At 66.2% G+C, this 13,902-nt stretch carries 14 protein-coding genes; 6 read left to right on the forward strand and 8 right to left on the reverse strand.

Annotated features, from left to right (window positions below; genetic code table 11):
• Nucleotides 1-517: 517 nt before the first annotated feature.
• Entirely contained in the window at nucleotides 518-1,459 is a 942-nt protein-coding gene (gene ispH / locus G3N64_RS14195) for a 4-hydroxy-3-methylbut-2-enyl diphosphate reductase (protein WP_205784519.1), read from the forward strand.
• Between the two features lie 12 nt (nucleotides 1,460-1,471).
• Nucleotides 1,472-2,632, forward strand: coding sequence for an adenosyl-hopene transferase HpnH (gene hpnH, locus G3N64_RS14200; protein WP_039349540.1), 1,161 nt, complete (start codon nucleotides 1,472-1,474; stop codon nucleotides 2,630-2,632).
• 231 nt (nucleotides 2,633-2,863) lie between these two features.
• Here hpnH and G3N64_RS14205 read toward each other — a convergent pair whose 3' ends face one another.
• Both G3N64_RS14205 and G3N64_RS14210 read right to left on the reverse strand, forming a co-directional pair.
• On the reverse strand, nucleotides 2,864-3,352 hold the full coding sequence (locus G3N64_RS14205; protein WP_205784520.1) for a hypothetical protein: 489 nt from the start codon (nucleotides 3,350-3,352) through the stop codon (nucleotides 2,864-2,866).
• A gap of 232 nt (nucleotides 3,353-3,584) precedes the next feature.
• On the reverse strand, nucleotides 3,585-3,962 hold the full coding sequence (locus tag G3N64_RS14210; protein ID WP_205784521.1) for a hypothetical protein: 378 nt from the start codon (nucleotides 3,960-3,962) through the stop codon (nucleotides 3,585-3,587).
• 500 nt (nucleotides 3,963-4,462) lie between these two features.
• Here G3N64_RS14210 and G3N64_RS14215 point away from each other — a divergent pair, with 500 nt between their 5' ends.
• The gene (locus G3N64_RS14215; RefSeq protein ID WP_205784522.1) at nucleotides 4,463-4,816 is read left to right on the forward strand and encodes a DOPA 4,5-dioxygenase family protein; all 354 of its coding nucleotides are present in this window, start codon (nucleotides 4,463-4,465) and stop codon (nucleotides 4,814-4,816) included.
• 117 nt (nucleotides 4,817-4,933) lie between these two features.
• Entirely contained in the window at nucleotides 4,934-5,353 is a 420-nt protein-coding gene (locus tag G3N64_RS14220) for a nuclear transport factor 2 family protein (RefSeq protein WP_205784523.1), read from the forward strand.
• A gap of 36 nt (nucleotides 5,354-5,389) precedes the next feature.
• Here the strand turns inward: G3N64_RS14220 and G3N64_RS14225 are convergent, their stop codons facing one another.
• The 3 genes from G3N64_RS14225 to G3N64_RS14235 all read right to left on the reverse strand — a co-directional run bounded on the left by G3N64_RS14225 (nucleotide 5,390) and on the right by G3N64_RS14235 (nucleotide 8,502).
• A complete protein-coding gene (locus G3N64_RS14225; protein WP_085038110.1) occupies nucleotides 5,390-6,010 on the reverse strand; it encodes a hemolysin III family protein in 621 nt (206 codons plus the stop codon).
• 194 nt (nucleotides 6,011-6,204) lie between these two features.
• Nucleotides 6,205-6,411, reverse strand: coding sequence for a YbdD/YjiX family protein (locus G3N64_RS14230; RefSeq protein ID WP_006480280.1), 207 nt, complete (start codon nucleotides 6,409-6,411; stop codon nucleotides 6,205-6,207).
• A 12-nt stretch (nucleotides 6,412-6,423) separates the two neighbouring features.
• The gene (locus G3N64_RS14235) at nucleotides 6,424-8,502 is read right to left on the reverse strand and encodes a carbon starvation CstA family protein (RefSeq protein WP_205784524.1); all 2,079 of its coding nucleotides are present in this window, start codon (nucleotides 8,500-8,502) and stop codon (nucleotides 6,424-6,426) included.
• A 270-nt stretch (nucleotides 8,503-8,772) separates the two neighbouring features.
• Here G3N64_RS14235 and dapF point away from each other — a divergent pair, with 270 nt between their 5' ends.
• Entirely contained in the window at nucleotides 8,773-9,603 is an 831-nt protein-coding gene (gene dapF, locus G3N64_RS14240; protein ID WP_205784525.1) for a diaminopimelate epimerase, read from the forward strand.
• 92 nt (nucleotides 9,604-9,695) lie between these two features.
• Here the strand turns inward: dapF and G3N64_RS14245 are convergent, their stop codons facing one another.
• The 3 genes from G3N64_RS14245 to G3N64_RS14255 form a co-directional block, all read right to left on the reverse strand.
• Nucleotides 9,696-10,124, reverse strand: a complete 429-nt coding sequence (locus G3N64_RS14245; protein ID WP_205784526.1) for a PRC-barrel domain-containing protein — start codon at nucleotides 10,122-10,124, stop codon at nucleotides 9,696-9,698.
• A gap of 163 nt (nucleotides 10,125-10,287) precedes the next feature.
• Nucleotides 10,288-11,418, reverse strand: coding sequence for a 3-deoxy-7-phosphoheptulonate synthase (locus tag G3N64_RS14250; protein WP_241020964.1), 1,131 nt, complete (start codon nucleotides 11,416-11,418; stop codon nucleotides 10,288-10,290).
• Between the two features lie 187 nt (nucleotides 11,419-11,605).
• Nucleotides 11,606-12,922 carry a lipase family protein gene (locus tag G3N64_RS14255; protein ID WP_205784527.1) on the reverse strand — a complete coding sequence of 439 codons (1,317 nt, stop codon included), beginning with the start codon at nucleotides 12,920-12,922 and terminating at the stop codon, nucleotides 11,606-11,608.
• A gap of 400 nt (nucleotides 12,923-13,322) precedes the next feature.
• Between G3N64_RS14255 and G3N64_RS14260 the strand changes: the two genes are divergently transcribed.
• On the forward strand, nucleotides 13,323-13,877 hold the full coding sequence (locus G3N64_RS14260) for a hypothetical protein (protein WP_205784528.1): 555 nt from the start codon (nucleotides 13,323-13,325) through the stop codon (nucleotides 13,875-13,877).
• Nucleotides 13,878-13,902 lie beyond the last annotated feature (25 nt).

The following is a 13,902-nucleotide window of genomic DNA, read 5'->3' on the forward strand; positions in this document are numbered from 1 at the left end:
CGGGCGGCAGCGGCCGCGCGGGCACCGCGCGCCAGAAGCCGCCGCGCGCGACGAGCAGTACGATCCAGATCATCAGCGACAGGCCAGACACCAGGAAAGCGAGGGCCAGCATCATCGGCGCGCCTCCTGCGGGGCGCCGGCATCGGCAGAATCAATAGGGGTCAGGAACAAAACGCCCGAAACCGCACGGGCGGCCGGGCAATACGCGTAAGAATCGACGGTCATCGAATGGCCTTGAAATGAGCGCGACGCCGGGCAGCCGGAGCGGCTGCCCGCGAAACCGCCTAGTTTACTGGGTTCCGCGCGCGCCAGCGCCGACGCGGCTCTCCCGCAAATGCAACACGGCAGACACAGCACCGAAGCAAGGACTGCCCGATAGGGTTAAAATGCGCGATTAATTCGGGGTTCCGGGGCCTGGCCGGCCGGTTCGTTCCTGCCTTCATAACATCAAGCCGGGGCGAGCGAGCAAGTGCCAGCTCCTCGAACCCCGGCGTCTGTCGTCGGAGTTCGCTCACTTATGCGAGTCATCCTTGCCCAGCCCCGCGGCTTTTGTGCGGGGGTTGTCCGTGCGATCGAGATCGTCGATCGCGCGCTGCAACAGCACGGTGCGCCGGTCTATGTGCGTCATGAGATCGTGCATAACCGGCATGTCGTCGAAAATCTGCGTAATAAAGGGGCACGATTCGTTGAGGAACTCGACGAGGTGCCCCACGGCGCTGTCGCGATCTTCAGCGCGCACGGTGTCGCCCAGACGGTCGAGCGCGACGCGGAAACGCGTGGGCTCGACGTGCTCGACGCCACCTGCCCGCTCGTCACGAAAGTGCACGTGCAGGGCCGCCAGTACGTCGCGGCGGGCCGCCGGCTGATCCTGATCGGCCATGCGGGCCACCCGGAAGTCGAGGGTACGATCGGCCAGATTCCGGCCGAGGTGATCCTCGTGCAGAGCGAAGCCGAAGTCGATACGCTGACGCTGCCCGTCGACACGCCGGTCGCGTACATCACGCAGACCACGCTGTCGGTCGACGACACGCGCGGCATCATCGAAGCGCTGCAGCGCCGGTTCACCGACCTCGTCGGCCCGGACACGCGCGACATCTGCTACGCAACGCAGAATCGCCAGGCCGCCGTGCGCGAGCTGAGCGAACAGGTCGACGTGCTGCTCGTGGTCGGTGCGACGAACAGTTCGAACTCGAACCGCCTGCGCGAGATCGGCACCGAAAGCGGTGTGCCGAGCTACCTCGTCGCCGACGGTTCGGAAGTCAAGGCCGAATGGTTCGCGAATGCGAATACCGTTGGCCTGACCGCCGGGGCGTCCGCGCCCGAGGAGATGGTCGAAGATGTAATCGGCGCGTTGCGCGCGCTGGGGCCCGTCGACGTCACGACGATGTCGGGCCGTGAAGAAAAAGTCGAATTCAAGCTGCCGGCGAAGCTCACGCAAGCTGTCGCCCGCGAAGTTTAAGGAGGACATCTCTTGTCTATTCCGCTGCTCCAGCAAGTCCGCGTCGGTGCGTACATCACGCGCCAACACCTGTCCGGCAACAAACGCTATCCGCTCGCGCTGATGCTCGAGCCGCTGTTCCGCTGCAACCTCGCGTGCAACGGCTGCGGCAAGATCGATTACCCGGATCCCATCCTGAACCAGCGCCTGTCCGTCCAGGAATGCCTGGAAGCGGTCGACGAGTGCGGCGCACCGATCGTGTCGATCGCAGGCGGCGAGCCGCTGCTGCACAAGGAAATGCCGGAAATCGTCCGCGGCATCATGAAGCGCAAGAAGTTCGTCTACCTCTGCACGAACGCGCTGCTGATGGAAAAGAAGATGGACGACTACCAGCCGAGCCCGTACTTCGTCTGGTCGGTCCACCTCGACGGCGACGCACAGATGCACGACCACTCGGTGTCGCAGGAAGGCGTGTACGACAAGGCCGTCGCGGCGATCAAGGAAGCGAAGCGCCGCGGCTTCCGCGTGAACATCAACTGCACGCTGTTCAACGATGCGATCCCCGAGCGCGTCGCGAAGTTCTTCGATACGCTGAAGCCGATCGGCGTCGACGGCATCACCGTGTCGCCGGGCTACGCGTATGAACGCGCGCCGGATCAACAGCACTTCCTGAACCGCGACAAGACGAAGAACCTGTTCCGCGAGATCCTGAAGCGCGGCGAAGGCGGCAAGCGCTGGTCGTTCAGCCAGTCGTCGCTGTTCCTCGACTTCCTGGCCGGCAACCAGACGTACAAGTGCACGCCGTGGGGCAACCCGGCGCGTACGGTGTTCGGCTGGCAGAAGCCGTGCTACCTGGTCGGCGAAGGTTACGTGAAGACCTTCAAGGAACTGATGGAAGACACGAACTGGGACAACTACGGCGTCGGCAACTACGAGAAGTGCGCGGACTGCATGGTCCACTGCGGCTTCGAAGCGACCGCCGTGATGGACACGATGGCGCACCCGCTGAAGGCGTTCGCCGTGAGCCGCAAGGGCATCAAGACCGACGGCCCGTTCGCACCGGACATTCCGATCGACAAGCAGCGCCCGGCCGAGTACGTGTTCTCGCGTCACGTCGAGATCAAGCTCGAGGAAATCCAGCGCGCCGGCAAGGGCAAGCTGCAGAAGGCGGCGAAGCCGGCAGCAGCAGCCTGAATGCGTTTCGCCACGCGGGGGCCATGCCTCCGCGCCGGCGGGGAAAAAATGAAGCGCCACGGAGTCCGCTCCGTGGCGCTTTCGTTTTGGGCCGTGGTTTCGAGTCGCGTTTCGCCGTCACCGTGTTGAGTGCCGCGACAGCCACGCATTCGCTGAAACAACGCGACTGCGTCGCCGCGCCGGTGCGGTCGGCCCTGTCTCCTCCATCCTCCCTGCGAAACCGGTGCGATCTTACGCGGCCAGCGATTCGGCCGCATGCACGCGCATCTTCTCCGCCGCGCTCGCAACGAGCGCCGGCTGACCGCTCGATGCGAACGCGCAGACGTGCTCCCACAGCTCGGCCAGCCGATGCCGCGTGAGCGTCGTGACGCACGTGTCGTTCGCCGCAAGCACATGCTCGAGTACCGCGCACTCATCGTCGCGCAGCGTCCATGCGCCGCTTTGCGCCGCGCGCGCCACGCCCGCATCGAGCGCACGCTCCGCGTCGACGCACAGGTCGATGTCCGCGTCCGCGCATACCGCATCGTCGAGCGCCAGGAACACCAGGTAGACGCTCGTGCGCAAGCGCATCAGCAGCGCTTCGTTGCCATGCCCGCCACGCAGCGCGACGAGCGCCATGTGGCATTTCAGCGAGATGTCGCGCGCATGCACGGGCGGCAGCGGCAGCAGCCACTCGCGGGTCAGCGGCACGTGGCGACGGTTCTTCCGGGTGCCCTTCATGATTGGCCCCCGCTTGCGGGCGCATCGCCCGCCGCGACGGCCGGCCATGCGATGCGGCACGCAACGGCGTCGCGGCGCACATGGCGCACATGGCGCGGATGTTTCGCACGACGCCGCGCGCCGTGCCCATCGTCCCGCCGCTGCGTCGCTCGCGCGTCCGGCAGCCGGCGCGGTGCCGACGCGCGCACGACGCCGGCAAATCGGATCGGGCAAGCCATGCTCGTCTCCTGCATCAGAACGTGTTCTCGCCCTTCAGGTAATACGCGGTCTTCACGAAGAACGCCTTGACCGGATGGCCGCCCTGCACATCGCGCGCGGCGCGCGCTTCCATCTCGGCCCGCTCTTCGCGCGACCGGTCCGGCACCGGATTGCGGACACGTTCGAGGGCACGCTGCATCGCGAGCGGATAGTTCTGGTTGCCGGCCGACGTCGCGCGATAGCCGGCACGCGTCATTTGCATCAGTTGCGCGTCGGTTTCGGCACGCGCCGCCGACCAGGTCGGCTGTGCGGCATACGGCGCGCCATCGGGTACGGCCGACTGTGCAAAGCTGACGGCGGGCAGCGCAACGAGTGCGCAGGACAGTACAGCAACGGGAACGAGGGATCGCATCGTGGCCTCCAGGTGGTTGTCCCCGCATCGATCGGGTTCGACGATGCGGGGACAACCATCGTATGTCGCGCTGCATTCCGCTTGAATAGCCGATTCTGCAATTGATATTTTCGGCTTCGGGAATCGGTGCGCAAACCGCGTGATGCGCGAATCCCGCCAAACCGGAATTTCTTTATTTCATTCAACGCGCTGATCGCATTTGTTCAGACGATCCGGAGCAGCGCATGCAGCGCTTTTTCAATTTCCGAAATGACGTGTTGCCGATGCGATCACGGCCGGCGTACCTTCCGACAAGGCTTCCGGCGTGATATCGCGCGTGCGGATACCGGATATCCCAAGCACCGGCCTTATCGAATCGAACGATTCTCCTGATTCAGGACAAGTCGTCGCGTCCGGATTGCCGGATCGCGACACGACGCGCACAGCAAGGACGCGCGATAATCATCCATCGGCCGTTTCGCACGGCACCTCATGCATTCCCATTTTTTTCGAGTCCTTCCATGGCTGCCCTCGACACCACCGCCATCCACAGTTGGCACGCGCACGTCTATTTCGATGCGGCCAGCCGCGACGCGGCCTGGGCATTTCGCCAGGTCGTCGACGAACGGTTCGGCGCGGTCATCGAACTCGGCCGCTTTCACGAACGCCTCGTCGGCCCGCACCCGGCGTGGTCGTACCAGATCGCGTTCGACGCCGCGCGCTTCGACGACATCGTGCCGTGGCTCGTGCTGAACCACGGCGCGCTCGATATCTTCCTGCATCCGAATACGGGCGACGAACTGCGCGACCATCGCGATTGCGCGGCGTGGATCGGGAAGTCGCATGTGCTGAATCTGGACGCGCTGGCCGGATAACGGCCGGCACGCGGCCACCCGCGCCGCGGCGACATCCACGTTTCGGGTTGACGTGAAACGTGTCGCGGCGGCGCGCCCCTACAGTGGGTTCCGTTATCGATGCTTCCGGAACCCGCCATGACACACACCGACGCCGATGCCCGGCACATTCATGAAAACTGGCACGCGGCCGTGGTCGCGCGCAACGTCGATGCGCTGATGGCGCTGTATGCCGACGACGCGGTGCTCGAAACGCCGCTGGTCGTCGTCACGCTGCCCGGTCACGGCTCCGGCGTGCTGCACGGCAAGGCCGCGATCCGCGCATTCTTCGCGGCCGGCCTGCGCAATCCGGGTAACGGGCTCGGGCGCTGGTACCGCACCGGGCTGTTCTTCTCGAACGGCCGCCAGCTCACGTGGGAATATCCGCGCGCCACGCCGGACGGCGACCAGGTCGATCTCGTCGAGGTGATGGATCTGCGCGACGGGCTGATCGCGCATCATCGCGTGTACTGGGGATGGGTCGGCTTTCTCGCGCTGCAGGCCGCCACGCGCCGGTAACGCACGCGCCGTCAACGGATCAACGCTCGCCGCCGCTCACGCGACATACATCGCGACACTGACGAACTGGCACAGGCTCCCGGCCAGCACGAACAGGTGCCAGATGCCGTGCCCGTGGCGGATACGCTCGTCGTTGATGAAGAAGTAGATCCCCGCGCTGTAGATCAGGCCGCCGGCCACGAGCCACGCGGTGCCGACCGGCGGCAGCGCATGGATCAGCGGGCGCACCGCGACGAGCGCGAGCCAGCCCATCGCCACGTACAGGATCATCGACAGCATGCGCGTGCGCCGTCCGAGCGTCAGTTCCTGCACGATGCCGAACACGGCCAGCCCCCAGCTCACGCCAAACAGCGACCAGCCCCACGGACCGCGCAGCGTGACCAGCGTAAACGGCGTATAGCTGCCGGCGATCAGCAGATAGATCGCCGAGTGGTCGCATTTCTGCAGGATCGCTTTCAGGCGCGGGCTGCGCACGCTGTGATACAGCGTCGAGATCGCATAGAGCAGGATCAGCATCGCGCCGTACACGCTGAAGCTCACCACCTTGTACGGATCGCCTTCGAGCGCGCCCATCGTCACGAGCGCGACGAGACCGACCACCGACAGCACAGCGCCGACGAGATGGGAAATGCTGTTGAAACGCTCACCGACATGCACGACGTGTTCTCCTGCGGGTCCATCGGGAAAAGTGAACCCTATGATACCGGCCGCCGGCCGTTGCCGCGCTGCGCGCCGGCAAACGACGCGGCGATTCCCGCTGCATGCGCGCCGCCGGTGCGCCAAAGAAAAAGCGCCGCGAAATCCTTCGCGGCGCTTCCCTGTCGATCACCGAACCGCGATAGCGGTGCGGTTCAACAGCACTTCCCTGCCCCCGACCCGTACCGCGCATTCTGACGCTCGCGGAAGAATTCCTCGTACGTCATCGGCTCGCGGTCCGGATGGGTTTCGCGCATGTGCGCGACATAGGTGTCGTAGTCGGGCAGGCCGACCATCAGCCGCAACGCCTGCCCGAGGTAACGCCCCGCACTGCGCAGGTCGCTGCCAAGATCGCTGAACATCGCGGCCTCCCCTTAACGTCCGCTGCCGAGCGCCTGCGCGACCGGCGCCGCTTCGTACGGCGTCTCGCGCACGGTCGGCTTCGATTCGCGGCGCGCGCGCAGCACGGCGATCACGCCGTACACCGCGATGCTCACGACGACGAAGATGAACAGCCCGGCCAACGCCGCGTCGATGTAGTCGTTGAAGATAATCCGCTTCATCTGCGCGATCGACTTCGCCGGCGCGAGCACCTTGCCTTCATCCACCGCGGCCTGCAGCTTCGCGGCGTGCGCGAGGAAGCTGACCTTCGGGTTCGCGTCGAAAATCTTCTGCCAGCCGGCGGTCAGCGTGCAGATCAGCAGCCATACGGTCGGCACGATCGTCACCCACGCATAGCGCTCGCGCTTCATCTTGAACAGCACGACGGTGCCGAGCACCAGCGCGATCGCGGCGAGCATCTGGTTCGAGATGCCGAACAGCGGCCACAGCGTGTTGATGCCGCCGAGCGGATCGACCACGCCCTGGTACAGGAAGTAGCCCCACGCGGCCACGCACAGCGCGGTGGCGACCAGGTTCGCGGGCAGCGACTCGGTGCGCTTGAGCGCCGGGTGGAACGTGCCGAGCAGATCCTGCAGCATGAAGCGGCCCGCACGCGTGCCGGCGTCGACGGCCGTCAGGATGAACAGTGCCTCGAACAGGATCGCGAAGTGATACCAGAACGCCATCATCGCTTCGCCGCCGATCACCTGGTGCAGGATGTGCGCCATGCCGACGGCCAGCGTCGGCGCGCCGCCCGCGCGCGCGACGATCGTCGTTTCGCCGACGGCCTTCGCGGTCTGCGTCAGCATGTCGGGCGTCAGCACGAAGCCCCATTGCGTGACGGTGCTGGCCACCGCTTCCGGCGTCGAGCCGAGCACGGCGGCCGGCGCGTTCATCGCGAAGTAGATGCCCGGCTCGATCACGCACGCGGCGACCAGCGCCATGATCGCGACGAACGATTCCATCAGCATCGCGCCGTAACCGATGAAGCGCGCGTTGGTTTCGTTGTCGATCAGCTTCGGCGTCGTGCCCGACGAGATCAGCGCATGGAAACCCGACACGGCGCCGCACGCGATCGTGATGAACAGGAACGGGAACAGGTTGCCCGACCACACCGGGCCCGTGCCGTCGACGAACTTCGTCAGCGCGGGCATCTTCAGCTCCGGCGCGACGACCAGGATGCCGATCGCGAGACCGAGGATCGTGCCGATCTTCAGGAACGTCGACAGGTAGTCGCGCGGCGCGAGCAGCAGCCACACCGGCAGCACCGATGCGACGAAGCCGTAGCCGATCAGGATCCACGTGAGCTGCGTGCCCGTGAACGTGAACCATGCGGCGAGCGTCGGCGAATCGTGCACGTGCTGGCCGAACGCGATCGATGCCATCAGCAGCACGAAGCCGATGATCGACACTTCGCCGATGCGGCCCGGACGGATGTAGCGCGTGTAGACGCCCATGAACAGCGCGATCGGGATCGTCGCGGCGACGGTGAACGTGCCCCACGGCGAATTGGTCAGCGCCTTCACGACGATCAGCGCGAGCACCGCGAGGATGATCACCATGATCAAGAACGCGCCGAACAGCGCGATCACGCCGGGCACCGTGCCGAGCTCCATCTTGACGAGATCGCCGAGCGAGCGGCCGTCGCGGCGCGTCGAAATGAACAGCACGATGAAGTCCTGCACCGCGCCGGCGAACACGACGCCGGCCAGGATCCACAGCATGCCGGGCGTGTAGCCCATCTGCGCGGCGAGCACGGGCCCGACGAGCGGTCCGGCGCCGGCGATCGCGGCGAAGTGATGGCCGAACAGCACGTACTTGTTGGTCGGCACGTAGTCGAGGCCGTCGTTGTACTTGACGGCCGGCGTCATCCGCAGCCCGTCGAGCTGCATCACCTTGCTGGCGATGAAACGGCTGTAGAAGCGATACGCGATCAGATACACGCAGACTGCGGCGATCACGATCCAGAGGGCACTGACGCGCTCGCCGTGTGCGAGTGCGATCGTGCCGAACGCGAACGCGCCGAGCAGCGCGACCGCGATCCAGAGCAGGGTACTGGAAGCCCGATTCATGGCGTCTCCTGGTCTCCAATGTGGTTTTAGATGGCATGCGGCGAGGGTGCCGCACACACGTGACGTCGATGCGTCGTGCCGCGGTCTCGCGGAGACCGGGGCGATGGGCCGTAGTATTCCGCGCGACCGGGGCGGCTTACAAGCGGATAACTACGTATGCGAAGCTACGTAGAATTACGTAGATGCACGGTGCTGGCACGACATCGTGCGGCGATTGATCGCGAACGGCGAGCGACGTACAGTGTTTGCCTGCCCCCTTCCGGAACTGTCATGCCGCTCGGATTTCAGAAGATGAACGCGAATGGCGATGACTTCGCCATCGTCGACCTGCGCGGTCACGACCAGGATCAAGCGCACCACATCGCCCCTGACCTGGTGCGGCGCATGGGCGACCGGCGTTTCGGCATCGGCTTCAACCAGCTCGCGGTCGTGTCGGACTGCGACGACGCGGCGGCCCGCGTCGCGTTCTGGAACGCGGACGGCTCGCCGCTCGACACCTGCGGCAGCGCGACGCGCGGCGTCGCGTGGCAACTGATGCGGGAAACCGGCCTGTCGTCGCTCGTGCTGCGGACTCCCCGCGGGTATCTCGTGTGCTCGACGGAGGCGAACGGCCTGATCACCGTCGAGATGGGCCGGCCGCTCACCGGCTGGCGCGACGTGCCGCTCGCCGACGCACTCGACACGCTCGCGCTGCCGCTGCCCGGCGCGCCGGCCGCGTGCAACATGGGCAATCCCCATTGCACGTTCTTCGTCGACGATCTCCGCGCGCTCGATGTCGCGGCGCTCGGCCCGGCCATCGAAACGCATCCGCTGTTTCCGCGGAAAACCAACGTGCATTTCGTTCAGGTCATCGATCGCACGCATATTCGCCTGCGCATCTGGGAGCGCGGCGGCGGCGTGCCGCTCGGTTCGGGATCGTGTTCGTGCGGGGCGGTCGTCAACGGCATCCGGCGCGGGCTGCTCGACGAGACCGTGCGGGTCGAGTGCGACGGCGGCGACGTGACGGTGCGTTGGGATGGCGCCGGCAGCGTATTCCTGAGCGGGCCGGTCGCGTTCGGGTTCAGCGGAACCTGGCTGGGCGAGCAAGCGCCCGAGGCCTGAAGGTCCAGGCCGGCGCACGAGCCTCTTGAGCGTGTGGTCGGCTGGACCCAGCCCGGCGCGTTGCGCGCCGGGCCGTGCAAATCAGTGCTGGCTCAGTGCTTGTCGTCGACCTTCTTCGGCTTCGGCGGCGACGGCACCTTCGCGTACTGGAACGCGGGCGTCGACTTCAGCGCGTCCTTCGTCGCGCCCGGCAGGTAGATGTTGCCGTTGCGCACGTCGAGCGACGCGATCGGCACCGCGACGTCGTGCGCGGCCACGCCGAGGAAGCCGCCGGCCGACACGATCGCCGCCGACACCGAGCCGTCCGGTGCGACGATCAGGTCGCGCACGGTGCCGACCTTCTGGTTCGCGTCGTTGTACACGGTCTTGCCGAGCACGCTCTTCTTCACGCTCCAGCCTTCGAGCAGCGCCTGCGATTGCTCGACGGTCACGCTGAGCGGCTGCGCGCCGGCGATCTGCGCATGCGCGCTGACGCTCGAGGCGAGGACGGTTGCTGCGATGAGGGTCTTGTAGAAAGCCATGCTGTCAGTTACTCCGGTGAATTGTTGTCGGTGTCGGCGGCCGGCCAAGCCGCCGCCGTGCATGCGCCGCGCGAAGCACGGCGGCTCGCGCACGACGCATCGCACCGGCCCATGTTAGCGCCACTCGCGCAACGCTGCATTGGACGCGATGACGCAGCACCCGTCACGCGTTGCGCGAATACACGCGCCGATGCCGCACCGCCTCCGCCAGCACGTCGAGCACCGGCTCCGTCTGCGTCCAGCTCAGGCATGCATCGGTGATCGATACGCCGTATTTCAGCGGCACGCCCGGCTTCAGGTCCTGGCGTCCGGCCTCGAGATGGCTCTCGACCATCACGCCGACGATCCGGTGCTCGCCCTGCGCAAGCTGCCGCGCGAGATCCTGCGCGACGTCGATCTGCCGGTCGTGCGACTTGTTCGAGTTCGCGTGCGAACAGTCGACCATCACCTGCTCGCGCAAGCCGGCCTTGCGCAGCACCGCGCAGCTCGCCTCGACATGTTCGGCGTCGTAGTTCGGGCCGTTCTTGCCGCCACGCAGGATCACGTGCGCGTCGTCGTTGCCGCGCGTCTCGAAGATCGCGGCCATCCCCATCTTCGTCATCCCCATGAACGCATGGCTCGCAGCCGCGGCGACGATCGCGTCGGACGCGACCTGCACGCCGCCGTCGGTGCCGTTCTTGAAGCCGATCGGGCAGCTCAGGCCCGACGCGAGCTGGCGATGGCTCTGGCTCTCGGTCGTGCGCGCGCCGATCGCGCCCCACGCAATCAGGTCGGCGATGTACTGCGGGCTCAGCAGGTCGAGAAATTCGGTCGACGCCGGCAGGCCCAGCGCGTTGATGTCGAGCAGCAGTTGCCGCGCGGCGCGCAGCCCTTCGTTGATGCGGAAGCTGCCGTCGAGGCGCGGGTCGTTGATGTAGCCCTTCCAGCCGACCGTCGTGCGCGGCTTCTCGAAGTAGACGCGCATCGTGATCAGCAGATCGTCCTTCAGCGCCTCGGCGGCGATCTTCAGGCGGCGCGCGTATTCGAGCGCCTGGTCGTGATCGTGGATCGAGCACGGGCCGACGACGAGCAGCAGCCGGTCGTCGCGGCCGTGCAGGATGTCGCCGATCGCGCGGCGCGTATCCTCGACGAGCGTCTGCGTGGCGACCGGCACCGGCAGTTCGTCCAGCAGCAGCGCCGGTGAAATCAGCGGGCGCACGGCGCCGATGCGAACGTCGTCGATGCGCGTGGTGTCCTGCGTCGCGTCGGCGCTGCCTACCTCGCGATCGTGAGAAGGATTGTCGAGGTTCTGCATGGTGATTCTCCGGGGGGCGTCTGGAATGATGGGCAGACTCGATTATGGCACCCGGGCGGGACGGCGGCGGGTTGCGGCGGGGGGACGGCCGCGGTCATGCGCCCCCGGTCAATCCCGGAAAGTAAAAAGGCGACCCATGAAGGGTCGCCCGGCCATGCGCCGCGTCGTGCGGTGCGGTGCGGTGCGGCTAGTGCAGCGTCTCGGGCGCCAGCGAATTGCTCGGCAGCAGCGACGTCAGCCAGCAGTTGCTCGGCGCGGCTTTCCCGTTGAAGCGGTCGTAGAGCCACGGCAGCATCCCGGCCACCCACGGCACGATCGCCCCCGCATGCTCGAGCGGATACTCGGTGTACGTGACCGGCGTGCCGCTGGCGCAGAACTTCTGCGCCAGTGCGCGCACATCGTATGCCAGCATCACGCCGTCGCCCACCTGGCTGCTGAAGGTGCCATCGAGCACGCCAGCCGTACCCTGGCCGATGAACATCGGGATCGTCGGCGACGCGGCCAGCCCGGCATTCACCTTGTTCGCATACGTCACGTACGCGGGAATGCTGTTGATGTCGTGCGCGTATTGCGGCTTGAACAGCGTGCCCCAACGCAGCCCCGTGTACTTCGGCAGGATGTATGCCAGCGACTGGCTCTGGATGTCCTTGAACACGGCGACGCCGGTATCGCTGAGATACGGCGTCAGGTCGAAGCCGTAGCCGCGCGACAGCCCGGCCAGCGCGGCCGCGGCCACGCCGCCCCACACGATGCTGCCGTCGACGTAGCGCAGGTTGTGTGCGGGGTCGACCAGCACGCCGCCTTCCGCCGCGCCGACGAGCTGCTTGTTGATCTCGGGCGCATAGCTCGGCGCGAGCTGCGCGGCCCAGTTCGTCGCGATCGCGCCGCCGGAATAGCCGATCATCGCGACCTTGCTCGACGGATTCAGGCCGGTCGACGGCGTATTGAGCGCCGCGCGGATCGAATCGAGCGTCGTCATCCCGTATTCGGGGCCGGCGGCAAAGTCGGCCGTCTGGCCTTCCGTATCGGGCACGATGACGTTGTAGCCGAGCAGCAGCAGCGTCGACAGCGGAATCGATTCCGCGCTGTAGAGCAGCGTGCCGACGTTGATGATCTTGGTGACGTCACGGTCGCCGGCGATCACCTGCGACGGCTCGTCGTACGGGTTCAGCGAATCGTAGGCCGACTGGTACGAGATGGCCTGGCCGTTGCTGACCGGGCTCCGGATCACGGACGTCACGTTGACGACCGGCTGGTTCAGCGCGTTATGGGTGCGATACAGCAACTGCTGCGCGGTCAGTGCGGTGGGAATGCCGGCCACGTGATAGGTGACGTTGCGCGTCTTGAGCACCGTGCCCGGTGGAATCGATGCCAACGGCGTGGTGCCGGTGTACGCGTAGAACGGGTCGGACACGGTCGGCGCGGCGGCGCCGGCCGGCGGTGCGGCGATGGCCAGCGCGGCGGACACGGCGGCGGCGACCATCATGAATCGTCTGGAGGACATGGTTGGGGCCCCTGGGACAACTGCTTTCATCGAAGGAAGTTCGGCGGTGTTGCAGACCATCGTGTGTGCCGCTTCAAAACCGTTTCCGAGCCATCGACTGTCTCCTGTGAATGAGTAATCCAGGCTGTTCCGAATCCGTAATTTTAGTAGGAGTGCAAACCGGATGAATTGAAGCACAACGAGCGCGCGTTCGATGGGCGTTTTCCATTGTTTGAAGGTAAACGTCTAAATCCGCCGCGCGATGCGGGCGCGCCCTGACCGTTCGGCCGACTGTCCGCGTTTTGCCGAAGTGCCGTACGATCACGGCTGTCCGGTGCCGAAGGCCGCGTCGTGCGACGCCGGCCGCACGGCGCACCGCCTGCCTTCGACCGATCGTTCCCTGCCCAACCGACACGCCACGATGACCGTCTCCGAACTGCTCCGCGCCATCCGCCAACCGTATGCCGACCTGCTCGCGAAAGCAGCTGCACAACCGGCCGTGATCGTCGAACCGGCCTACCGGCGCGCCGACGGCACGCTCGCCACCGAAGGGCCGCTCGCGTTGCCGTGTCGGGCCGACATCATCGCGACCGAAGGCGAATCGGCCGGCCAGCCGACGATGGTCGATTCCGCCACGCAGCTGGCGTTCGAACCGTTGGCATTCGACCTCGAAACGGCGGCCGTGTCGATTCGCCCGTTCGTATGGGACTGGGCCGCGATCGAGGCCGACGGCCTCGACGAAAGCGCGGCGGCCGATGCGTTCAAGACGTGGTTCTTCGCGTGGTTCGATGCTGACGATGAAAACACGCCGGCCGAAGACGGCCTGCATGGCATCGCTCACACCCTGTCGGAACCGGTTCGCACGGTACAGGGGTGGCGCGTCAACGCGGATCTCGGCTCCGCGCCCGAGACGGCCGTCGAAGATCTGCTGTTCCGGCTGGTCGATGCGGGCGCTACGCGTATTGTGCTCGGTTGATACCGCACTTCATCCTTCCCCCGTC

It is taken from the genome of Burkholderia sp. Ac-20344 (genome assembly GCF_017104975.1).
Lineage (GTDB): Bacteria > Pseudomonadota > Gammaproteobacteria > Burkholderiales > Burkholderiaceae > Burkholderia.

What these genes read in the sequence shown, in the direction of transcription:
- G3N64_RS14215 (WP_205784522.1), top strand. Translation starts at nt 4,463, where the DNA reads ATGGCTGCCCTCGACACCACCGCCATCCACAGTTGGCACGCGCACGTC.
- ispH (WP_205784519.1), top strand. Translation starts at nt 518, where the DNA reads ATGCGAGTCATCCTTGCCCAGCCCCGCGGCTTTTGTGCGGGGGTTGTC.
- G3N64_RS14230 (WP_006480280.1), bottom strand. Translation starts at nt 6,411, where the DNA reads ATGTTCAGCGATCTTGGCAGCGACCTGCGCAGTGCGGGGCGTTACCTC.
- G3N64_RS14205 (WP_205784520.1), bottom strand. Translation starts at nt 3,352, where the DNA reads ATGAAGGGCACCCGGAAGAACCGTCGCCACGTGCCGCTGACCCGCGAG.
- G3N64_RS14210 (WP_205784521.1), bottom strand. Translation starts at nt 3,962, where the DNA reads ATGCGATCCCTCGTTCCCGTTGCTGTACTGTCCTGCGCACTCGTTGCG.
- G3N64_RS14245 (WP_205784526.1), bottom strand. Translation starts at nt 10,124, where the DNA reads ATGGCTTTCTACAAGACCCTCATCGCAGCAACCGTCCTCGCCTCGAGC.
- G3N64_RS14235 (WP_205784524.1), bottom strand. Translation starts at nt 8,502, where the DNA reads ATGAATCGGGCTTCCAGTACCCTGCTCTGGATCGCGGTCGCGCTGCTC.
- dapF (WP_205784525.1), top strand. Translation starts at nt 8,773, where the DNA reads ATGCCGCTCGGATTTCAGAAGATGAACGCGAATGGCGATGACTTCGCC.
- G3N64_RS14260 (WP_205784528.1), top strand. Translation starts at nt 13,323, where the DNA reads ATGACCGTCTCCGAACTGCTCCGCGCCATCCGCCAACCGTATGCCGAC.
- G3N64_RS14250 (WP_241020964.1), bottom strand. Translation starts at nt 11,418, where the DNA reads ATGCAGAACCTCGACAATCCTTCTCACGATCGCGAGGTAGGCAGCGCC.
- G3N64_RS14220 (WP_205784523.1), top strand. Translation starts at nt 4,934, where the DNA reads ATGACACACACCGACGCCGATGCCCGGCACATTCATGAAAACTGGCAC.
- G3N64_RS14255 (WP_205784527.1), bottom strand. Translation starts at nt 12,922, where the DNA reads ATGTCCTCCAGACGATTCATGATGGTCGCCGCCGCCGTGTCCGCCGCG.